This window comes from Rickettsia endosymbiont of Proechinophthirus fluctus, assembly GCF_001602635.1.
GTDB classification, from domain to species: Bacteria; Pseudomonadota; Alphaproteobacteria; order Rickettsiales; family Rickettsiaceae; genus Rickettsia; species Rickettsia rickettsii.
In genome coordinates, this window is record NZ_LECS01000004.1 from 652,611 (window position 1) to 673,358 (window position 20,748).

A 20,748-nucleotide genomic window follows, 5' to 3' on the forward strand; every position below is an offset into this window, starting at 1 on the left:
ATGGCCTGGTATCATTTTTATTTTACCTACTCACATTGTAGTAATATATTAAAAAATACCTTTGGTTACACCAGTGAACAGATAATACATAATAATTTTATTGTCTCAATAGTAAATTTAGGTTCATATATAATATGAACTTATCTATACTATAAAATATACCCATTAATTCTTATAAAATTTAAGTTATTAATATTTTGGTTATTTGCTTTATCACAATCCTTAATGCATATTATTACCTCTTTTGGACTAGTTTTTTTAGTTAAATATTTTGATAATTAGGGAGTATTGTTTATATTAATTCTAGTAAGTATAGGTTTTACGTGGGGAATATTATATTTTAAAAAGCTGGATAAAGTGGTTGAAAGTTATCCTCACACTTCGTTAGTGACCGTTCCAGCTGATAATCTTTAGGATATAGATACTGATAGCATCAAAATAAGAGCCCTTCTTTTATTACTGGAATTTTAAAGTATGCAGCTATAGTTACAAAATTTATTAAAGTCTCTTCAATAATTTTTTTAGCTTTCTCAGGTGACTTAGCTCCTAAAGTCTGTATATTATGGACTCTATCAAAAAATTTTATAAGTGCCGTATTATATCTTTGCTGTTTAATTAATAGATTTAAGCTTTCTTCAGCAGTAATTTCCCCGTAAGGTTTAATTCGAGTTAGGTATTCTACATGTTTTGCTACCTCAAAAGCTTAGGAACTTCTTCAGCTACAAACTCTGCAATCATAATCGTCACCTCAATCGGATGGGAGTAATAAGGATCACCTGATTGACATATTTGAGAACCGTGATATTTACAAGCGTAGTAAATGCCTTGTTTAACCTCCTCTATATCAATAGGATTTTTTACTTTAGTGTGTAAATTTCGAGTTTATCAAGTAATTTTTTAGCGTAAACGTATATTTCAAACTTTTTTCCCAGAGCCTATATCTTCCATAAAAGTTATTTTTTATTAAGTTAAAATTATAATAATAAATAATTTTTTAACTTTAAATAGATTAATAGCTTTTGGTTACATTGTATTTAAACAACTATCATTTTACTTTATTAGCTGCTTTAACTTCCACTTCCTCGTACAATTTATACTTTGCTATTTTTTTTGAAAATCTAGTAAAAATAACGGCAAAAGTAATAAATAATGCAGAAAAGAATTACAGTAGAATTCAGAAAGGTTCCGACAAGATAAATTTCTATCAAGCTTTATGAATTATGCTGTATATGAAAGATTCTAAAAACTCGTATGGATCAGGAAATTTATTAAGTGTCATACCATGGCTTGTTGACCACGATATAGCATTATTACGCAGATCGATTCCACCCATATCATTCTAGTTCGCTTGACCGCAGGTTCCAAAAAACAATCAGCCAAGTAGTGTATAATATTAATACGTAACTATGGCTAAAGCAAGATAAAAAGATATAAACTGTCATACCGGGACTTGTTCCCGGTATCCAGAAAACCTTAAAAAGTTTTGGATGCCGTGGTCAAACCACGGGATGACAAATTAATAGCACACCATTTTTATTTAACCCTAGCTATATCAATCTCTTCTCGTTTCTTGTCAACGAATTAACGTAAACTTTATTAGACTTCTTCAGAAATAAGGATTTAGAGAGGAATTTGAAAGAGACACTTCACTTTGAACCGAAGCATACATACTAGTATGTGTGGTAAGGATCGACGTACAAATTACCTCTAGCAGTAGAATTTCTGAAGAGGTCTATTGTATGAAACTGAACGTGTTTCCTGATTTACACAATAAAAAACTATAACTATAAAGAACCCAGGAATTTAGAAAAAGTACTAAAAAATGCTAAAATTTAGTACTTTTATACTGGATTATTTCGTCAATTACTTTGTAATTTTCTAGCAATGGCATTAAATTATTAACTAATATATACTTAGTTAGAAATGCCATTTCACAAAGATATTGTTTTTCTTGATAGGTTTCACTATTGTAACATTTAAAACTGAAAAACTTGAGTTTATAGCTTCATTCATTGTTTGATCGTTGAAATACTAAAAACTTTTGACTGGTGGGCGATGACGGACTCGAACCGCCGACACTCTCGGTGTAAACGAGATACTCTACCAGCTGAGCTAATCGCCCATATTTTTTATTAATTAGTAAAATAACATCATTTATAATCCATAAGAAGTATATAAATAATTTAGCAAAATTTTATTAGTTTTTGCTTTTAAATTACTATAAAGTGTTATTTACTTTCAAACTTTTTATTTGCCTTGATAATCTGCTGATTTTTCTTGAGGCGGTATTTAATTTAATTATATTTTTTTTCACACCTTGCATTATCTTAGACTGAGCAACAGATAAAGCTATGTTAGCATTTTCTTTATTACCAAGACTGATTTCATGTACAACTTTCTTTATAAAAGTTTTTATTGCACTAGATCGTTTTTTATTGATTAGAGTTCTTTTTACTGTTTGTCTAGCAGCTTTTTTTGCTGAAGAATGATTAGCCATCACCGAGTCCCTTATATTTTAATTTTTAACTTCTTCATTAGCATCTTGCTGTATATTTCCTTTAGCATTAATATCTCTATCTACAAATTCAATATATGCTATTGGTGCTAAATCACCATAACGGAATCCGGCTTTTATTATTCTAGTATAACCGCCAGGTCTATCTTTATATCTGGTACCTAAAATATTTATAAGCTTTTCTACTGCTGTTTTATCTTTTATTTTTGATAAAACGCTTCTTCTTACCATTAAATCAGCTTTTTTAGCTTTAGTAATTAGAGTTTCAATATAAGGTCTTAATTCCTTAGCTTTTGGTAAAGTAGTTTTAATTTGTTCATGGGTTACAAGTGCTACAGCCATATTAGCGAGCATTGCTTGCCGATGACTACTTGTTACATTTAACTTTCTACCTTTAATTTTATGTCGCATTTTTTAGTCCTTAATTATAAGAATCTTCATAACGTTTAGATAATTCCTGAATATTTTCCGGTGGCCAATCCGGTACATCCATACCGAATCTTAAATTAAATTTTGTCAATATTTCTTTAATCTCATTTAAAGATTTTCTACCGAAATTTGGAGTTCTTAGCATATCAGATTCCGTTCTTTTTACTAGATCCCCTATATATATTATATTATCATTTTTCAAACAATTTGCCGATCTAACTGATAATTCCAATTCATCAACTCTCTTAAGTAAATAAGGTGAAAATGGTAAAGCATCAGTTTTAACTTGCTTATCTTCTTCCTGTTCTTCAAAAGAAATAAATAATTGTAATTGCTCCTGTAAAATACGTGCAGCTAAACCTACAGCCATTTCAGGTAATACATCACCGTTAGTTTCTATAAACATAATTAATTTATCATAATCGGTAACCTGACCTACCCTAGTATTTTCTACCTTATAAGTAACACTCTTTACCGGATTAAATAAAGCATCTATAGCTATTTCACCAATAGGTAAATTATCCTCATAACTATTTGTGCTAAGTACATATCCTTTACCAACCTTGCAAGTTAATTCCATTTCAAGCTGCTTGTCCTTAGCTAGATCACAAATTACATGATCCGGATTCAGTATTTCTACATCATGACCTGTTTCAATCATACCGGCTGTTACAACACAAGGTCCTGTTGCTTTTAATTTCATGATACGTTTTTCTGCAACATGCATTTTTACTTCAATACCTTTAATGTTTAAAATCACTTCTGATACATCTTCTTTTACACCGGGTATAGAAGAAAATTCATGTTCTATAGCAGGAATCTTTATAGACGTGATAGCTGCTCCTTGTAAAGAAGAAAGTAATACTCTTCTCATAGCATTACCGAGTGTTAAACCAAAACCTCTTTCTAAAGGTTCAACTACAACTTTAGCTTTATTATTGGTTTCTGGAAAATTTTCATAAGCAACTTTATTCGGCTTTATTAAAGTATTCCAATTTTTACTTAACGATAACATTTAATACCTATGATTCTCTTATACTCTTCTTCTTTTTGGCGGTCTTACTCCATTATGAGCAATTGACGATACATCTAAAATTGATGTAACCACAAAATTTTGTCCGAATAAAGCTCTCATTGCTGATTCACGCTGAGCCCCCGGTCCTCCAATCCTAATAGAAATAGTTTTTAGACCATATTCTTTTGCTTTTTCCGATGCTCTATCAATTGTTACTTGAGCTGCATAAGGTGTTGCTTTTCTTGCCCCTTTAAACCCATTACCTCCTGCCGATGCAGAAGAAATAGTATTACCTTGGATATCAGTAAATGTTACTATAGTATTATTAAATGATGCTCGGATATGCACAACACCAAGAGTGATAGTTTTTTTCTTTTTCTTAACTTTAACCGTCTGATTCATTATTTATACTCTATACTTAAACTATTATTTTACAGCTTTTTTCTTTCCGGCTATCGCAATAACTTTACCTTTTCTAGTTCGAGCATTAGAATGCGTGTTCTGTCCTCTCACCGGCAACTTACGTATATGTCTAAGTCCTTGATAACATCTTATATCTTTCTTTTTCTTAATATTAAGCGTAACTTCTCGTCTTAAATCACCCTCAACTTTATACTCACTTTCAATAATATTACGTAAACCTATTAACTCTTGATCTGTCAGTTCTTTCACTTTTTTATCTTTCGATATTTTTGCTTTATTACAGATCTCTGCTGCCATAGTAGGCCCAAGACCGTAAATGTAAGTTAAACTCACAACTAAACGTTTATTATCAGGAATATTAACACTTGCAATTCTTGCCACAAATAATCTCCAACATTTTACTGGTAACTAAAAAATAATATAAAAATCTTTGATAAAGTCAATTTATTTTTAGTATTTTCTGTATATCAATTTCTATTTCTTGTTCATTTTTACTTCCATTAACTATATAAAAATTACCACTATTTTTATAGTAATCTATTAACGGATATGTTTCTGTCTTATATACTTCAATTCTTTTTTTTATTACTTCTTCATTATCGTCTTTTCTATAATCAAATGTACTTGAACCGCAAACATCACATACATTATCAATTTTAGGCTGCAAGAAGTACTTATTATATATTTTACCGCAATTTTTACAACTATATCTTCCTAAAATTCTTTTAATTAATAATTCACCTGAAACATCAAAATATATTATTTTAATTTTTTCTTTAATAAATGATTCAAAAAATTTCGCTTGCTCTAAATTACGCGGATATCCATCTAATATGTAGCCGTTTTTATATTCAGAGGATAATAAAAAATTTTTGATTACTTGATTAACTATTTCATTAGGGATAAGCTCCCCTTGTCTAATATAATTATTAATTAACTCTGCTTCACTAGTTGATGTTTTAATAATTGTTCTAAATATATCACCGATTGCTATATGTGGTAAATCAATTTTTTTAGCTATCTTTTTTCCTTGTGTACCCTTTCCTGCTCCTGGAGGACCTAAAAAAATTACTATCACTATTTAAGCTCATTTTTAATTTTTTAATTTTATTTTCTTCATTAAACCTTCATACTTACTGCTAAATAAGTAAGTTTGAATCTGAGTCATAGTATCAAGTACCACGTTCACTACAATTAAAAAACTCGTACCTCCTAAAGAAAGAGAGATTACATATTTATTCATTAATAGCTCCGGAATTACACATATTATACTTAAATATATCCCACCTATAACCGTAAGCCTTGTAAGTATATAATCAAAATAATCAGACGTATTTTTTCCTGGTCTTTTACCTGGAATATAAGCACCGTATTTTCTTAAATTATTAGCAGTTTCTTCAGAATTAAATACTATTGCAGTATAAAAAAAACTAAAAAACATAATTAATGCTACATATAATAAAATATATACAGGTTTTCCATGCCCTAAGTAATAAGTAAGCATGCCCATAGTTTCTGAATTACTATTAGAAAAATTAGCAAGCGTAGCAGGAAATAGTAAAATTGAACTAGCAAATATTGGAGGTATTACACCAGAAGTATTTAACTTGAGAGGCATATGGGTTGCTTCGCCTCCATAAATTTTATTTCCTACTTGTCTTTTAGGATACTGCACCAATAATTTTCTTTGGGCTCTTTCAAAAAATATAATTATAGCTATTAATACAACTACTCCAATACAAACAGCTATCGCTATTAAAGGCGATAATGCTCCTTTTCTTGATAATTCAAACATACTAATAATAGCACTAGGTACTCCTGAAATTATACCTATAAATATAATTAAAGACGTACCATTACCTATTCCGCGCTGTGTAATTTGTTCTCCTAACCACATTAATAGCATCGTGCCTACAACTAAAGTAATTACGGTTGTAACTCTAAAGAAAAAACCTGCTAAGATTACTACAGGACCAGTATTTGTTACAATCGATTCTAAACTTATAGCAACTCCATAAGCCTGAAAAGAAGCAAGCAGAACCGTTAAATATCTCGATAGCTGATTTACTTTTCTTTTGCCAACTTCCCCTTCTTTTTTTAAATTTTCCAAAGGTTTATATGCAACAGACATTAATTGGATAATAATTGAGGCAGTAATATACGGCATAATTGCTAAAGCAAAAATGGACATTCTACCTAGCGATCCTCCGGATAGCATATTAAACATTCCGAGTATTCCAGATTGATTCTTTGCAGCCACACTACTGAAAGCAATTGAATCTATACCAGGTATAGGTATAAAAGACCCAAATCTACATACTATAAGAATGAGAATAGTAAAAACAATGCGACTAACTAAATCATTACCGGATTTTTTAGAAAAATTCTGCCCCATATACTATAATAATTTTCCACCTGCTTTCTCGATTAAATCCTTAGCTTTAGAAGAATAAGCATCTAATTTTAATGATAGAGGAGCAGCGAAATCATCACTACAAATAGATAATAATTTCACTAATTTCTTATTATTTTTATTATTAACTACTCTGGCTTCTACCAATTTTTCTTTCGTAATATTATCATCAGCACTTAAACGTCCATCGGCTAATGCTTCTTCAATATTATAAATATTTATTATATTGTATTTTTTAGTTGAAATACAATTAAACCCTCTTTTAGGTAGTCTTTTGATCATAGGTGTTTGACCACCTTCAAAACTTTTTATTGCAACGCCGGATCTAGATTTTTGACCTTTAATTCCTCTACCGCCGGTTTTTCCTTTACCACTACCAATACCGCGTGCTATTCTTTTCTTATTTTTTTTAGCACCTATATTATTATATAATTCATTTAATTTCATTTAAAAACTCTAATTACATATTTTCTATTTTTAACAAATGCTTTACTTTTTTAACCATCCCTTTGATTGAATTAGTATTTGCAAGAATAACGCTCTTATTAATTTTGTTTAAACCAAGCCCAACTAATATCAACCTTTGATCATACTTACGACCTATAGCACTGTGAACTTGAGTAATTTTTATATTATTGATCTTATTATTCATAACTTCACCTTACTTATGCAACATTATTCATTAACTTGAATGTCAGCAGATTGTACAGATATTTCATTTACTTTTTTATCTCTTCTCATAGCAATAGATTTTGGTGATGCAAGTTTATTTAATGCATCAAATGTTGCAGAAATCATTGCGTAAACATTTGTTGAACCTATTGATTTAGCAACAATATCATGAATGCCTAAAGAGTCAAAAATTGCTCTCATAGATCCTCCGGCTATAACGCCTGTACCTGCTTTAGCTCTTCTTAAAATCACTTTAGCAGCTCCACTTTTACCGACAACGTCATGGTGAATAGTCCTATTTTGATATAACGGTACTTTCATCATTCTCTTTTTAGCGGCTTGTTTTGCCTTTCCTCGAGCTTCATTTACTTCTTTAGCTTTTCCGTGTCCTGCTCCGACTCTGCCGGCTTTATCACCGACCACTACATAAGCAGAAAAAGCAAAGCTTCTACCACCTTTTACTACTTTTGTAACTCTATTTACATCAACTAAAACTTCACTTAAAGTCTCATCATTTTTTTTAACTTTAGACATTACTACAACCTTATAACCTAAAATTTTATTTTCTCTCTAGCTGCATCAGCTAGCGCTTTTACAACACCGTGATACTTATATCCGCCTCTATCAAACACTACATCTTTTATCCCTGCAGAATCAGCTTTTTTTGCTATTTCTTTGCCTACTTTGATAGCATTTTCAATATTACAATGAGATTTTTTTAATTTTTTTATTTTCTCATCTAAAGTTGAAGCAGCAGCAATCGTTATAGACTTAGAATCATCAATAATTTGTGCATATATATGTCTACCTGACTTAAATATTGATAATCTAACTCTATTAGATGTTTTAGATATTTTATGTCTTATTCTACTTCTTCTTTTTTCAAATTTTAGCTTAGCACTATACATATTTAACTCTTAAATTTAATTTTTCTTACCTTCTTTACGCGGTATAAATTGATTTTCAAATTTAATTCCTTTTCCTTTATAAGGCTCAGGTGGTCTCTGTTTTATAATCATTGAAGCAAATTGTCCTAATTTTTCTTTATCTGTTCCCTCAAGAATAATAATATTTTGCTTAGGCATCTCTATTTTAATATCTGAAGGTATTTCAATTTTTGTATTATGGCTTTTAGCAAGCATTAAATTTAAATATTTACCTTTTACCATCGCCCTGTAACCGACTCCATTAATTTCAAGTTTAAGCTTAAAACCTTCTTTAACGCCGGTAACCATATTTGATATTATGCTCCTTGCAGTACCCCACATAGCACGTGCATTTTTATTTGTGGCTAAAGGTTTTACTAAAAGCTTATTTTCTGCCAATGAAATTGCTATATTACCTTTAAAAGTTTTTGATAATTCGCCTTTAGGTCCGGATATTTTTACTTCTAAATCATTTAAACCAATTTTTACACCTTCAGGTATAATAATTGGCAATTTTCCAACACGTGACATTTTTTACCTTAAAATACTTTACAAATTACTTCGCCGCCGACATTTTTAATATGAGCTTCTCTATCAGACATAACACCGTAAGGAGTAGAAAGAATATATATACCCATATTATTATAATATCCTTTCAAATCTTTAATAGCAGAATATACTCTTTTTCCAGGCTTTGATACTCTATGAATTTCGCATATAGAAGCATCACCATTAACAGAGTATTTTAAAGCTACCTCAGTATAACTAATATTATTTTTTTGAGTAGTTATATAATCTTTTATATAACCTTCTTTTTGCAAAACATCTAAAATTGAAGTTTTAATTTTAGAACTAGGAAAAGAAACATTTATCAATTTGCTTTTATAAGCATTTCTAATTCTAGTTAACATATCTGCGACATTATCCGTCATTGACATATGATTCACCTATCGACTTTTACCAACTTGACTTAACTACACCGGGAACTAAGCCTCTACCTATTAATTCTCTAAGCTTATTCCTCGATATACCAAACTTTCTTGTAACACCTCTTGGTCTACCTGTAAGCTCACATCTATTTCTTATTCTAGTAGATGATGAATTTCTAGGTAATTGTGCAAGTGACATTACCAAAGAAAAACGCTCTTCTAATGAAATATTTTTATCATAAATTTTACTTTTTAGTGCTAAACGTTTATTATGTAAACTTTGTGATTTTTTTTTCCTACTTTCGTTCTTTTTTATAGAACTTACTTTTGCCATTATATATATCCTAAAAATTAATTATAAAAAGGTAAATTAAACTCTGATAACAAAAATTTACTTTCTTGATCTGTTTTAGCAGATGTAACGATTGTAATATCCATACCTCTTATTGTATCGATTTTATCGTAATTAATTTCAGGAAAAACGATCTGCTCTTTTAACCCAAAAGTAAAATTCCCTTTACCATCAAAACTTTTATAAGAAAAACCGCGAAATTCCTTAACACGGGGTAATGCAACAATTACTAACCTCTCTAAAAAATCATACATTCTATCTTTACGTAATGTAACCTTGCAACCTATTTTCATATTTTCGCGTAACTTAAAAGTTGCAATAGATTTTCTTGCTAACGTTACAACCGGCTTCTGACCGGAAATCAAAGTAAGATCATTTACTGCATTATTAATTACTTTGGAATCGGCTATTGCTTCCCCTACTCCCATATTTATCACAATTTTCTTAATTTGCGGTATTTCGTGTTTATTTTTATAAGAAAAATTTTTTTGTAAGTTTTCAATAATTTTTTGCTGATATAATTCTTTAAATCTTAACATTATTTACCTTCCTTACCAATAATTTCCCCTGATTTCTTTGCTACTCTAACCTTAGAACCGTCTTCTAAGAATTTAAAAGCTATCTTGGTAGGATTACCGGTTTTTGGATCGATGTGTGCAATATTTGAGATATGTATAGGTAATTCTTTAGTTATTACCCCGCCTTCACTCATTTGATTAGATTTAGTATGCTTTTTTACTACATTTACTCCAGAAACAATTACTTTACTGTCCTCCGGGCAAACTTTTAATACTTTACCTTTTTTTCCTTTATGCTTTCCGGTAATAACAACAACTTCATCACCTTTTTTTACTTTTAATTTAATCATTTATAACACTTCCTCTGCAAGCGACATTATTCTAACATATTTTTTCGCCCTAAGTTCTCTTGTAACAGGACCAAAAACTCTAGTACCGATAGGTTCATCTTGTTTATTCAAAAGCACTAATGCGTTTTGATCAAATTTTATTGTACTACCGTCAGATCTTACTACTCCAGTCTTTGTACGAACAATCACGCCTTTATAAACATCACCCTTTTTAACCTTACCGCCGGGTATAGCATCTTTAACAGATACAACTATAACATCACCCAGCTTTGCCACCATATGGTGAGAGCCACCTAAAACTTTAATACACATAACTTTTTTAGCACCGGAATTATCTGCAACCTCCAAGATGCTCTGCATTTGAATCATAAACTACTTCCAATTTTTTATACACGAGAAATAAAATAAACAATCTACCTTATAAAGTCAAAGATTAAAAAACTTTATTCCCCATTTATCACTACCCATGTTTTGGTTTTTGAGATAGGCCGACTTTCAATTATACTAATTTTATCTCCTTCTTGATATTTATTTTCTGAATCATGAGCAGCATATTTTTTGGATACTTTCACAAATTTTTTATAAATAGGATGCTTAAACTTTCTTTCTACTTTTACTGTAACCGTCTTATCAGCTTTTGAACTTATAACCACGCCTTGTAATACTCTTTTCGGCATTTTAATATTCCTCACTATTAGCTCTTTTTGTTAATTCAGTTTTAATACGTGCTATAGACTTTTTGACTAACGAAAACCTACTAGTATTTTTTAAATCACCTAAAGCTTGTTGAAATCTTAAATTAAACAATTCTTTTTTTAAAAGATTAAGGTTTTTATAAAGCTCTTCTATTGTTTCAGTAGATAACTTACTTCTTAATAATTTTAAATCATTCATAACGTCTCACTATCCTTGTTCTAACAGGTAATTTTGCACTTGCAAGCTCCAAAGCTCTAAGTGCAACATTTTCTTCTACCCCTTCAATTTCAAACATAATTCTTCCAGGCGAAACTCTAACTGCAAAAAATTCAGGAGAACCTTTACCTTTACCCATTCTTACTTCGGCAGGCTTTTTAGAAACAGGAACATCAGGAAAAATGCGAATCCATAATCTTCCTTGCCTTTTCATACATCTAGTAGCAGCTTTTCTTCCTGCTTCTATTTGTCTTGCAGTAACACGCCAACCATCTATAGATTTTAGACCAAATGATCCAAAAGCAAGCGTCGTACCTGCTTTTGCTGTTGAAGCAACCCTACCCTTATGAGCTTTTCTAAATTTTTGTTTTTTTGGAGCTAACATTTTAATACTTAAAATTAATTATATCTTTTATTTTCTGTATATTCACCTTTATAAATCCACACTTTAACCCCTATAACTCCATAAGTAGTTATAGCCTCAGCTGTTGAATAATCAATATCAGCTCTTAAAGTATGTAACGGCATTCTTCCTTCTATATACCATTCAGTTCTAGCAATTTCAGCACCTCCAAGTCGTCCTGAACAACTAACCCTGATACCTTGTCCACCTTGTTTAAATGACGCCTGAATTGCTGTTTTCATGGCTTTTCTAAAAGAAGCTCTTTTTTCAAGCTGTAGTGCTATAGTTTGAGCTACTATAGCAGCATCTATATTAAATTTGCGAACTTCGTGAATATTTATATAAACTTCTTTTAAAGAAGTCATTTTCTCGATAGCTTTTTTTAGCTTATCAATTTCACTACCGTTTCTACCGATAATGATATTTGGTTTTTTTGCATTAATATTAATTATAATACTTTTATTAGACGGGCGTTCAATTAAAACTCTACTAATTTGGGCTTGATTAAACCCCTTGTTTATTAAATCCCTAATTTTTAAATCTTGTATAAAAAGAGTTTTATAATGTTTTTCTGCATATAATATGGAATCCCAACCTTTAATTAAAGTCGGTCCAACTCTAAAACCATGTGCACAAACTTTCTGCCCCATTTTAATTATCCTCTTTTTCTGTAACAGTTATATAAAGATTACTAAAAAACTTATTTATTCTAGTTGCTCTTCCTTTTGCTCTTGGCATAACTCTTTTCATTACGAAAGCCTTACCTACAGTCGCTTTAGTAATAACCAATCTATCTATATCTAGACCTAAATTATTTTCAGCATTTGCAACAGCAGATTGTAGACAATCTTTTACAACTTTTGCAATTCTTTTAGGAGAAAAAGTTAATTGTACCAATGCTTCAGATACTTTCATATTTCTAATAAAGGCTGCAACTAAATTGAGCTTCCTTGAACTTACTCTAATAGATTTAGCTTGTGCCGTAGCAAAATTTTTATTTTCCTGTACCATATAAATCTTTATTTTCTTTTGATTTTTTTATCCGCTCCATGACCGTGAAATGTTCTAGTAGGAGCAAACTCACCTAATTTTCTTCCAACCATTTCTTCATTTACAGAAACCGGAATAAATTTATTTCCATTATACACAGAAAAGGTAAACCCTACAAAAATAGGTAAAATCGTTGACCTTCTAGACCAAGTTTTAATCATTTCAGATTTACCTGATTCCATTAATTTTTGAACTTTCTTTATTAAATAACCATCTACAAAAGGCCCTTTCCATATTGAACGTGCCATACTAATACCTAATTAATTTAAAATCTATTTTCTTTTCTTTACGATAAATTTTGAAGTACGTTTATTTTTACGTGTCTTCTTACCCTTTGTTGGGAATCCCCAAGGAGTAACAGGATGGCGACCTCCTGAAGTTTTACCTTCACCACCGCCATGAGGGTGATCTACAGGATTCATTGCTACACCTCTAACATGCGGTCTCCAACCTAGCCATCTATTTCTACCGGCTTTACCTAAATTAATATTTTTTTGATCCGGGTTAGATATACTACCTATAGTAGCTTTACAATCTAAAGGTACTAACCTAAATTCACCTGATCTTAATTTAATCTGAGCATATCCTGAATCTTTACCCACTAGATCTACTGAAGTACCTGCAGACCTTGCAATTTGACCGCCCTTACCGACTTTCATTTCAACATTATGTAAAGTAGTACCGATAGGAATGCATTTTAAAGGTAAACAATTTCCTATTTTTATATCAGCATCTTGACTTGATATTACTCTATCACCTACAGATAATTTTTGTGGTGCTAGAATATAAGAATATTCCCCATCTTCATATTTTATTAAAGCAATAAAAGCAGTTCTATTAGGGTCATACTCTATTCTTTCAACAATAGCAGAAACATCAATTTTATTTCTTTTAAAATCAATAATACGATATAATTTTTTGTGTCCTCCACCTCTGTGCCAAGAAGTAATTCTACCTTGATTATTTCGTCCACCGGTTTTAGATATACCTTTGGTCAAAGATTTTAAAGGTCTGCCTTTCCATAAACTAGTTTTATCAACTTGAACTAACTCTCTAAGAGAAGGAGTAATTGGATTAAAATTTTTTAAAGCCATTTATTTAATTCCTCCGGCAAAATCGATATTATGGTCTTTTTCTAATGTAACAATAGCTTTCTTTCTATTGATTTGAGTCCCTATAATTCCTTTAAATCTTTTCTTCTTACCTTTAACGTTTAAAATATTCACTTTTTTTACTTTTACTTTAAATATTTCTTCTATAGCCTTTTTAAGGGTAAGTTTTTCAGCAAATTTATCTATATAAAAAGCGTATTTATTTTGTTCCGAAAGGGTTGTAGTTTTTTCTGTAATAATAGGTTTTCTAATTAAATCGTAGTATTTATAAGCACTCATCTTAACCTCTCTTCTAAAACACTCACTGCTTCTTGTGATAATAGGACATATTCATGTCGTATTACATCATAAACATTGGCTCCTATTTGTGGAACAATCACAGTATTATAAATATTTTTTGCAGCTAAAGAAAAATTAATATCTACTTCATTTCCATCTATTACAAAGAAACTTTTCCCTTGAAATTTGTTTAATATATTTACAAGAGCAGAAGTTTTAGGCTTATCTAGCTTTAAAGAATCTATTACTAATAATTTTCCTTCAGCGCATTTCTCGGATAAAGCATGAATTAAACCCAGTTTTCGTACTTTTTTAGGTAATTTCGTTGCATGACTACGTACTCTAGGTCCATGAGCTACACCACCACCACGCATCTGTACCGATCTAAGGGAGCCTTGTCTTGCATTACCTGTACCTTTTTGCTTAAACGGTTTTTTTGTGGTTCCTAATACTTCTGATACTGTTTTAGTTTTGTGGTTACCGGACATTGCCTTAGCTCTCTGCCAATCAATAACCTGCTTTATTATATCATCTCTGATAAATTCAACAGCAAATATATCTTCATTTAAGCTAATCTCACCAACTTCTTCATTAGCAAGACTTAATATTTTAGTTTTCATCTTTATTTTAACCTTATACAGTCTTATATAAAACTTTTATATCAATAATATTGCATGGCGTTTTGTTAATGTGATAATCTTTAACCTCAACAAACATGTCTAAATATCTATTATACAGTTATTGAAATCTTTTTTATTGCATCTTTTACTGAAAGATACGAATTTTTGTGACCGGGTATACTACCCTGAATCATAATAAGCTTACGCTCTTTATCAACGGCAAATATTTTCAAATTTTGAATAGTAACTTGGTTACATCCCATATGACCGGCCATTTTTTTGCCTTTGAAAACCTTTCCTGGATCTTGTCTTTGTCCTGTAGAACCATGCGAACGATGGGATATCGAAACACCGTGAGAAGCTTCAAGACCTCTAAAATTATGTCTTTTCATACTACCGGCAAATCCTTTACCTATAGTAGTTGCCGTTATATCCACAAATTGTCCTGCCGTAAAATGGTCTACTTCTAGACTTGCTGCTATATCAATAAAATTCTCTTCAGAAATTCTAAATTCTTTTAATTTAGTTTTAGGGGATATTTTAGCATTAGCAAAAACTTGTCTCATAGGTTTGGTTACTCTAGATATTTTTTTATCTTTTACACCTATAACCAAAGCATTATATCCATGTTTTTCTAGAGTTTTATGTCCTACTACTTGACAATCATCAACTTTTACCAATGTTAAAGAAATTCTTTCGCCTTTATCATTAAAAACACTAGTCATCCCAATTTTTTGAGCAATTATACCAGTTCTCATTTATTCCCCACTCTCTAATTCAATCACTACATCAACACCTGCTGCTAAATCAACTTTACTTAAAGCATCGACAACCGCCGGATTCGGATCACCTATAACTAATAATCTTTTATGCTTTCTAATTTCAAATTGCTCTCTTGACTTCTTATGTACATGAGGAGACCTATTTATAGTAAATCTTCCAATTTTTTTAGGTAAAGGAATAGGACCATTAATGTTAGCAAACGTTCTTTTAACAGCACTAACTATCTCTTTTGTAGCTTGATCAAGACTACGGTGATCAAATGATTTTAAACGAATTTTGATTTTATTTTTCATTCAGTAAACCTAATATTTAAACAGCAAGATGTTTTTTTAGACATCTTTCTAAACTGTACTTCTAGAGGTAATTTGTACATCGATCCGGCACTCGAATCCTCACATCCGTTATATATGCTGTGGTTCTGCATATTCTATACCTCCTTCAAATTCTTCTCTATAAGCTGGTTCGGAAAAATGTCTATTACATCTTAAAATATAAATACCTATTATTAAAAAATAATAGGTATTTATAAAATCAATTAATTATTTATTTTAGTTACTACGCCGGCACCCACTGTTCTACCACCTTCACGTATAGAGAATTTCAACCCTTCCTGCATCGCAATCGGTTTAATTAATTCCACTGTAAAAGTAGCATTATCTCCAGGCATAACCATCTGCTTATCAGCAGGCAATTTTATTGTACCGGTAACATCTGTTGTTCTAAAATAGAACTGCGGACGATAATCATTAGTAAATGGAGTATGACGTCCACCTTCTTCTTTACTAAGCACATATACTTCAGCTTCAAACTTATCATGCGGTTTTATGCTACCAGGTTTTGCGAGAACTTGTCCTCTTTCAACTTCTTCTCTTTTTGTACCGCGTAGTAATATGCCAACATTATCTCCGGCTTGTCCTTCATCAAGTAATTTTCTGAACATTTCTACACCGGTACAGGTAGTTTTTTGCGTATCTTTTAGACCGACTATTTCAATTTCCTCACCTACCTTAATTATTCCTGACTCTACTCTACCAGTTACAACAGTACCTCTTCCTGAAATAGAGAATACATCTTCTATTGGCATTAAGAAAGGTTTATCCGTAGCTCTTACAGGCTGCGGTATATAGCTATCTACTGCATCCATTAGCTCATTAATAGCTTTTTCACCTTCAGGCTTTCCTTCTAAAGCTTGAAGTGCAGAACCTTTAATAATAGGTATTTCATCACCCGGGAAACCATATTTTGATAATAATTCCCTTACTTCCATCTCTACTAGTTCTAATAGATCAGGATCATCCACCATATCTATTTTATTTAAAAATACTACCATAGCAGGCACACCTACCTGTTTTGCTAGTAATATATGCTCTCTAGTTTGCGGCATAGGACCATCAGCAGCAGAAACTACTAATATTGCACCGTCCATCTGAGCGGCACCAGTTATCATGTTCTTTACATAGTCAGCGTGTCCCGGACAATCTACGTGTGCATAGTGTCTATTTTTAGTCTCATATTCTACGTGTGCAGTAGAAATAGTTATACCTCTTTCTTTTTCTTCAGGAGCAGCATCAATTTGATCATACGCTGTAGCTTGTGCTCCACCTGTCTTAGCAAGCACTATAGTTATTGCTGCCGTTAAGGAAGTTTTACCGTGATCTACGTGACCGATCGTACCTATATTAACGTGCGGTTTAGTTCGTTCAAATTTTGCTTTTGCCATATTATTACTCTCTACAATTTTTTAGGTTTAATACAAGTTTTTTTATAAGTGCATTTTCTTGCTAAACTTATTTGTTACCACTGTCTCTGGAGCGGGTGATGGGAATCGAACCCACACAGCCAGCTTGGAAGGCTGGAACTCTACCATTGAGCTACACCCGCATTGTGGCACTATTAATAAAATAATTTCAAAGTTATTTTGTTAACAGTGCTATATCAATTTTATTCAGATTTATAAAAATACACAATTATGTTTTATTTTTAAATAAAATGATATGCTTCCCTGAACCATTTAAGTGGTGGAGGGAGAAGGATTTGAACCTTCGAACGCTTACGCGGGCAGATTTACAGTCTGCTGCCATTGACCACTCGGCCACCCCTCCTAAAGAACTTTACTGTATTAAATAGACTAATTCACTGTAAAATACAATATATAATTAGTATTAGGACTTAATAAAACTTCTTGCCGAATCATCAAATAAACAAATAGCAGCTTGCACATTTATTTAGTTGTAACTTTCTATAATAAATAGTAGTTTCTGTCAAGAACAAATTACTGACGGTTTTCAATAAGATGCAAAATAAAAAACTTGATTCTAAACATTGTTATTATATGTATGGGAAACATCCTGTCTTTTCTGCTCTAAATAATCCAAAACGTCAAATTGACAATATTTTATGCACTAGGGAAATTTTTGAGACACATAAAAAATTAATAGGTACTAGAGCTTATGAAATTGTTAATAACGATATTTTATCTAAATTACTGGAAAACCAAACACATCAAGGAATAGCTGCAAAAATTAGACCAATTTTTTCTTATAATTTAGAGGACATAGATATAACAAATCCAAAATGTAAAATTGCGATTCTTGACCAAATAACAGACACACAAAATATTGGCGCAATTATTCGTAGTGCCGCTGCTTTTGATATAAATGCTATAATATTACCTCAAGATAATTCTCCAAATGAAAACGGCAGCATTGCTAAAGCGGCTTGCGGTACTTTAGAATTAATACCTATAATTAAAGTTACTAACTTACGCTCATGTATGAATTATCTTAAAAAACACGGCTTTTGGATTATAGGTCTAACAGGTTCTGCAAATGACTACTTTACCGATAAATTAATTTCCGACAAAATAGTATTGGTATTTGGCTCAGAAGATAAAGGCATACGAAGATTAGTTGCAGAAACATGTGATTATTTAGCCAAAATCCCTATTTCTCAGAGAGTAGAAAGTCTTAATGTATCAAATGCCGCTTCTATACTTTTTCATTCATTACATAAATAATATTTTTAATAAATCACATATTGTTTTTTATTTACTTCGATATAAATATTTAGTCTACTAAAATTAAAGTCATAAACTTTGATTATATCAATTAACTTGAGAGACAAGTCATGAAAAGGGAACCAAATGAACAAATTATCGAGAGTTTTGAAAAACAATTAAGACATATTTATAAATGCACTTACAGAAAAAGAGATAACAACAGCTATATTAAACAATTTTTTTGATAAAGTGATCAATAACCTCAAGAATAAAAGATTAATTAATGATATTATATTTGATATATATCAAGGTAAAGCAGTAATTACTAAACCTATATATTCCGATTATATAGCATCCTCTGAACCTAAATATAACGAACATTGGCAAAAATTTTATAGTTTTAATCGTAATCTTATGATAGAAAGCACATTAATATTTATTGCTAAGAATCTAAAAAAAGCTTCTTTAACAGACAAATTATATTATAGCTTTGCTAAATTAGCCCAGCAATTAGACTTGAATGCAGTAAGTGATCATTTTATGAAAAAAATAGATAATATATATAACATTTAACAATTTATGAAAAATTACAGAACCGAAAGTGATTCTTTTGGAGAAATTCAAATAGAAGAAAAATTTTATTGGGGGGCTCAAACTCAAAGATCTTTAGAAAATTTTAAAATAGGCAAGCAAAAAATGCCTGAAATTTTAATTCGTGCTCTTGCTATTTTAAAAAAATGTGCAGCACAGGTTAATCATGAGTTTGGTGCTTTAGAAGCTAAAATCGCTATAAGTATAGATAAAGCCACAGATAGAATCTTAGAAGGCGAATTTGAGGATCATTTTCCTTTAGGAGTTTGGCAAACAGGTTCAGGAACGCAAACAAACATGAATATGAACGAGGTTATTGCCTCTATTGCCAACGAAGAATTAACAGGCCAGAAAGGCGGCAAATCTCCGGTACATCCTAACGATCATGTTAATAAAGGACAATCATCCAACGACTCTTTTCCAACCGCTATGCATATAGCAACCGTACTTGCAACTAAACAGCAACTGATACCAGCTTTGAATAATATACTGACCTCTTTGCAGGATAAGTCAAAAGATTGGGACAAAATCATAAAAATAGGACGTACCCACTTGCAGGATGCAACTCCTTTAACTCTTAAACAGGAATTCTCTGGATATATTACACAAATAGAGTATGCTTTAGAACGCATAGAAAATGCACTACAAAAAGTTTATCTACTTGCCCAAGGAGGCACAGCAGTCGGTACAGGTATTAACTCAAAAATAGGCTTTGATATAAAATTTGCCGAGAAAGTGGCAGAGTTTACTAAACAACCCTTTAAGACGGCTCCTAATAAATTTGAAAGTCTAGCTGCTCACGATGCACTAGTAGAATTTTCAGGAACTCTTAATACTATAGCAGTTAGCTTAATGAAAATAGCAAATGATATAAGACTGCTCGGCTCCGGTCCAAGATGCGGTCTTGGTGAACTACATTTACCTGAAAATGAACCTGGTTCTTCTATTATGCCCGGTAAAGTAAACCCTACACAAGTCGAAGCTTTAACAATGGTGTGCAGTCAGGTGATGGGAAATCATGTTACGGTTACTATTGCCGGCTCAAACGGACATCTTGAACTTAACGTATTTAAACCCGTAATAATATACAATATCCTACAATCTATAGAGCTGTTATCCGATAGCGTAAATAGCTTTGTTACTCACTGTGTTAAAGGATTAGAACCCAATATAGCACGCATTAATGATTTACGTGATAAATCTCTAATGCTTGTTACAGCTCTTAATCCGCATATAGGCTATGATAATGCTGCAAAAATTGCTAAAGAAGCACATAAGCACGGGATCACTTTAAAAGAAGCAGCTAAAAAACTCAATCTTCTATCGGAAGCAAAATTTGATAAAATAGTAGTACCTGAAAAAATGGTTAGTCAATTTTAGGTTTTATATAAAGATATTAATTTAAACTATTAATATTACTGTATAAAATCTTATAAATAGGATAATATTAAATTAGTC

General features: G+C 31.3%; 31 protein-coding genes, 3 tRNA genes and 2 pseudogenes. 3 read left to right on the top strand and 33 right to left on the bottom strand.

The features are described 5' to 3' along the window. Positions 1 to 340 precede the first annotated feature (340 nt). From BG75_RS10820 to BG75_RS05490, 33 genes and pseudogenes are all read right to left on the bottom strand, one after another. Positions 341 to 948, bottom strand: a pseudogene (locus BG75_RS10820) (guanosine polyphosphate pyrophosphohydrolase). Between the two features lie 1,098 nt (positions 949 to 2,046). Continuing rightward, positions 2,047 to 2,122: transfer RNA gene (locus BG75_RS05335), tRNA-Val, on the bottom strand. Positions 2,123 to 2,218: 96 nt separating this feature from the next. Beyond that, positions 2,219 to 2,497 (bottom strand): 30S ribosomal protein S20, encoded by a 279-nt coding sequence (rpsT, locus tag BG75_RS05340; RefSeq protein WP_004997845.1) that lies wholly within the window; start codon positions 2,495 to 2,497, stop codon positions 2,219 to 2,221. Between the two features lie 18 nt (positions 2,498 to 2,515). Next, the gene (rplQ, locus tag BG75_RS05345; RefSeq protein WP_062811691.1) at positions 2,516 to 2,926 is read right to left on the bottom strand and encodes a 50S ribosomal protein L17; all 411 of its coding nucleotides are present in this window, start codon (positions 2,924 to 2,926) and stop codon (positions 2,516 to 2,518) included. A 10-nt stretch (positions 2,927 to 2,936) separates the two neighbouring features. Then, positions 2,937 to 3,959 (bottom strand): DNA-directed RNA polymerase subunit alpha, encoded by a 1,023-nt coding sequence (locus BG75_RS05350; protein WP_062811692.1) that lies wholly within the window; start codon positions 3,957 to 3,959, stop codon positions 2,937 to 2,939. 18 nt (positions 3,960 to 3,977) lie between these two features. Then, positions 3,978 to 4,361, bottom strand: a complete 384-nt coding sequence (rpsK, locus tag BG75_RS05355; RefSeq protein ID WP_008580920.1) for a 30S ribosomal protein S11 — start codon at positions 4,359 to 4,361, stop codon at positions 3,978 to 3,980. A 24-nt stretch (positions 4,362 to 4,385) separates the two neighbouring features. Continuing rightward, positions 4,386 to 4,763, bottom strand: coding sequence for a 30S ribosomal protein S13 (rpsM, locus tag BG75_RS05360; RefSeq protein WP_062811693.1), 378 nt, complete (start codon positions 4,761 to 4,763; stop codon positions 4,386 to 4,388). 58 nt (positions 4,764 to 4,821) lie between these two features. Next, the gene (locus BG75_RS05365) at positions 4,822 to 5,460 is read right to left on the bottom strand and encodes an adenylate kinase (RefSeq protein WP_062811694.1); all 639 of its coding nucleotides are present in this window, start codon (positions 5,458 to 5,460) and stop codon (positions 4,822 to 4,824) included. Positions 5,461 to 5,475: 15 nt separating this feature from the next. Beyond that, entirely contained in the window at positions 5,476 to 6,777 is a 1,302-nt protein-coding gene (secY, locus tag BG75_RS05370; protein WP_062811695.1) for a preprotein translocase subunit SecY, read from the bottom strand. Positions 6,778 to 6,780: 3 nt separating this feature from the next. Further along, positions 6,781 to 7,242, bottom strand: a complete 462-nt coding sequence (rplO, locus tag BG75_RS05375) for a 50S ribosomal protein L15 (RefSeq protein ID WP_062811696.1) — start codon at positions 7,240 to 7,242, stop codon at positions 6,781 to 6,783. 13 nt (positions 7,243 to 7,255) lie between these two features. Beyond that, complete coding sequence (gene rpmD, locus BG75_RS05380; protein WP_012151139.1) at positions 7,256 to 7,447, bottom strand: 50S ribosomal protein L30; 192 nt, start codon at positions 7,445 to 7,447, stop codon at positions 7,256 to 7,258. A 23-nt stretch (positions 7,448 to 7,470) separates the two neighbouring features. Then, on the bottom strand, positions 7,471 to 8,001 hold the full coding sequence (gene rpsE, locus BG75_RS05385; RefSeq protein ID WP_062811697.1) for a 30S ribosomal protein S5: 531 nt from the start codon (positions 7,999 to 8,001) through the stop codon (positions 7,471 to 7,473). A gap of 17 nt (positions 8,002 to 8,018) precedes the next feature. Beyond that, positions 8,019 to 8,375, bottom strand: coding sequence for a 50S ribosomal protein L18 (gene rplR, locus BG75_RS05390; RefSeq protein ID WP_062811698.1), 357 nt, complete (start codon positions 8,373 to 8,375; stop codon positions 8,019 to 8,021). Positions 8,376 to 8,390: 15 nt separating this feature from the next. Continuing rightward, on the bottom strand, positions 8,391 to 8,924 hold the full coding sequence (rplF, locus tag BG75_RS05395; protein WP_062811699.1) for a 50S ribosomal protein L6: 534 nt from the start codon (positions 8,922 to 8,924) through the stop codon (positions 8,391 to 8,393). 8 nt (positions 8,925 to 8,932) lie between these two features. Beyond that, entirely contained in the window at positions 8,933 to 9,331 is a 399-nt protein-coding gene (gene rpsH, locus BG75_RS05400; RefSeq protein WP_010977581.1) for a 30S ribosomal protein S8, read from the bottom strand. 19 nt (positions 9,332 to 9,350) lie between these two features. Then, entirely contained in the window at positions 9,351 to 9,656 is a 306-nt protein-coding gene (gene rpsN / locus BG75_RS05405) for a 30S ribosomal protein S14 (RefSeq protein WP_008580947.1), read from the bottom strand. Between the two features lie 17 nt (positions 9,657 to 9,673). Then, complete coding sequence (rplE, locus tag BG75_RS05410) at positions 9,674 to 10,213, bottom strand: 50S ribosomal protein L5 (RefSeq protein WP_062811700.1); 540 nt, start codon at positions 10,211 to 10,213, stop codon at positions 9,674 to 9,676. Continuing rightward, positions 10,213 to 10,542: a 50S ribosomal protein L24 gene (gene rplX, locus BG75_RS05415; RefSeq protein ID WP_062811701.1), complete on the bottom strand. Its 330-nt coding sequence runs from the start codon at positions 10,540 to 10,542 to the stop codon at positions 10,213 to 10,215. Before rplX ends, rplE begins: the two co-directional genes overlap by 1 nt. After that, a complete protein-coding gene (rplN, locus tag BG75_RS05420; protein WP_062811702.1) occupies positions 10,543 to 10,911 on the bottom strand; it encodes a 50S ribosomal protein L14 in 369 nt (122 codons plus the stop codon). A 74-nt stretch (positions 10,912 to 10,985) separates the two neighbouring features. Then, entirely contained in the window at positions 10,986 to 11,219 is a 234-nt protein-coding gene (rpsQ, locus tag BG75_RS05425; RefSeq protein ID WP_062811703.1) for a 30S ribosomal protein S17, read from the bottom strand. A gap of 1 nt (position 11,220) precedes the next feature. Continuing rightward, positions 11,221 to 11,436, bottom strand: coding sequence for a 50S ribosomal protein L29 (gene rpmC / locus BG75_RS05430; RefSeq protein ID WP_004997809.1), 216 nt, complete (start codon positions 11,434 to 11,436; stop codon positions 11,221 to 11,223). Next, a complete protein-coding gene (gene rplP / locus BG75_RS05435; protein WP_004997806.1) occupies positions 11,429 to 11,839 on the bottom strand; it encodes a 50S ribosomal protein L16 in 411 nt (136 codons plus the stop codon). Before rplP ends, rpmC begins: the two co-directional genes overlap by 8 nt. Before the next feature lie 14 nt (positions 11,840 to 11,853). Next, complete coding sequence (gene rpsC, locus BG75_RS05440; protein ID WP_062811704.1) at positions 11,854 to 12,507, bottom strand: 30S ribosomal protein S3; 654 nt, start codon at positions 12,505 to 12,507, stop codon at positions 11,854 to 11,856. Position 12,508: 1 nt separating this feature from the next. Then, entirely contained in the window at positions 12,509 to 12,868 is a 360-nt protein-coding gene (gene rplV / locus BG75_RS05445; RefSeq protein ID WP_062811705.1) for a 50S ribosomal protein L22, read from the bottom strand. Between the two features lie 8 nt (positions 12,869 to 12,876). After that, complete coding sequence (gene rpsS, locus BG75_RS05450) at positions 12,877 to 13,155, bottom strand: 30S ribosomal protein S19 (protein WP_062811706.1); 279 nt, start codon at positions 13,153 to 13,155, stop codon at positions 12,877 to 12,879. A 24-nt stretch (positions 13,156 to 13,179) separates the two neighbouring features. Further along, positions 13,180 to 14,001 (bottom strand): 50S ribosomal protein L2, encoded by an 822-nt coding sequence (rplB, locus tag BG75_RS05455; protein WP_012151149.1) that lies wholly within the window; start codon positions 13,999 to 14,001, stop codon positions 13,180 to 13,182. After that, positions 14,002 to 14,298, bottom strand: a complete 297-nt coding sequence (gene rplW / locus BG75_RS05460; RefSeq protein ID WP_062811707.1) for a 50S ribosomal protein L23 — start codon at positions 14,296 to 14,298, stop codon at positions 14,002 to 14,004. Further along, complete coding sequence (gene rplD, locus BG75_RS05465) at positions 14,295 to 14,918, bottom strand: 50S ribosomal protein L4 (protein WP_062811708.1); 624 nt, start codon at positions 14,916 to 14,918, stop codon at positions 14,295 to 14,297. The genes rplW and rplD overlap by 4 nt, the downstream gene beginning before the upstream one ends. 110 nt (positions 14,919 to 15,028) lie before the next feature. After that, positions 15,029 to 15,676 carry a 50S ribosomal protein L3 gene (gene rplC / locus BG75_RS05470; RefSeq protein ID WP_012151152.1) on the bottom strand — a complete coding sequence of 216 codons (648 nt, stop codon included), beginning with the start codon at positions 15,674 to 15,676 and terminating at the stop codon, positions 15,029 to 15,031. Beyond that, a complete protein-coding gene (rpsJ, locus tag BG75_RS05475; protein WP_062811709.1) occupies positions 15,677 to 15,994 on the bottom strand; it encodes a 30S ribosomal protein S10 in 318 nt (105 codons plus the stop codon). Between the two features lie 242 nt (positions 15,995 to 16,236). Next, entirely contained in the window at positions 16,237 to 17,421 is a 1,185-nt protein-coding gene (tuf, locus tag BG75_RS05480; RefSeq protein ID WP_004997779.1) for an elongation factor Tu, read from the bottom strand. A gap of 87 nt (positions 17,422 to 17,508) precedes the next feature. Then, positions 17,509 to 17,582: transfer RNA gene (locus BG75_RS05485), tRNA-Gly, on the bottom strand. Positions 17,583 to 17,717: 135 nt separating this feature from the next. Further along, positions 17,718 to 17,803, bottom strand: a tRNA-Tyr gene (locus BG75_RS05490). 191 nt (positions 17,804 to 17,994) lie between these two features. Here BG75_RS05490 and rlmB point away from each other — a divergent pair. The 3 genes and pseudogenes from rlmB (at position 17,995) to fumC (ending at position 20,670) form a co-directional block, all read left to right on the top strand. Continuing rightward, on the top strand, positions 17,995 to 18,717 hold the full coding sequence (gene rlmB / locus BG75_RS05495; protein ID WP_012262532.1) for a 23S rRNA (guanosine(2251)-2'-O)-methyltransferase RlmB: 723 nt from the start codon (positions 17,995 to 17,997) through the stop codon (positions 18,715 to 18,717). A gap of 110 nt (positions 18,718 to 18,827) precedes the next feature. Beyond that, positions 18,828 to 19,282: pseudogene (locus BG75_RS05500) on the top strand (hypothetical protein). Continuing rightward, the gene (fumC, locus tag BG75_RS05505) at positions 19,279 to 20,670 is read left to right on the top strand and encodes a class II fumarate hydratase (protein WP_062811710.1); all 1,392 of its coding nucleotides are present in this window, start codon (positions 19,279 to 19,281) and stop codon (positions 20,668 to 20,670) included. The pseudogene BG75_RS05500 and the gene fumC overlap by 4 nt, the downstream one beginning before the upstream one ends. The last annotated feature ends 78 nt before the right edge of the window (positions 20,671 to 20,748 follow it).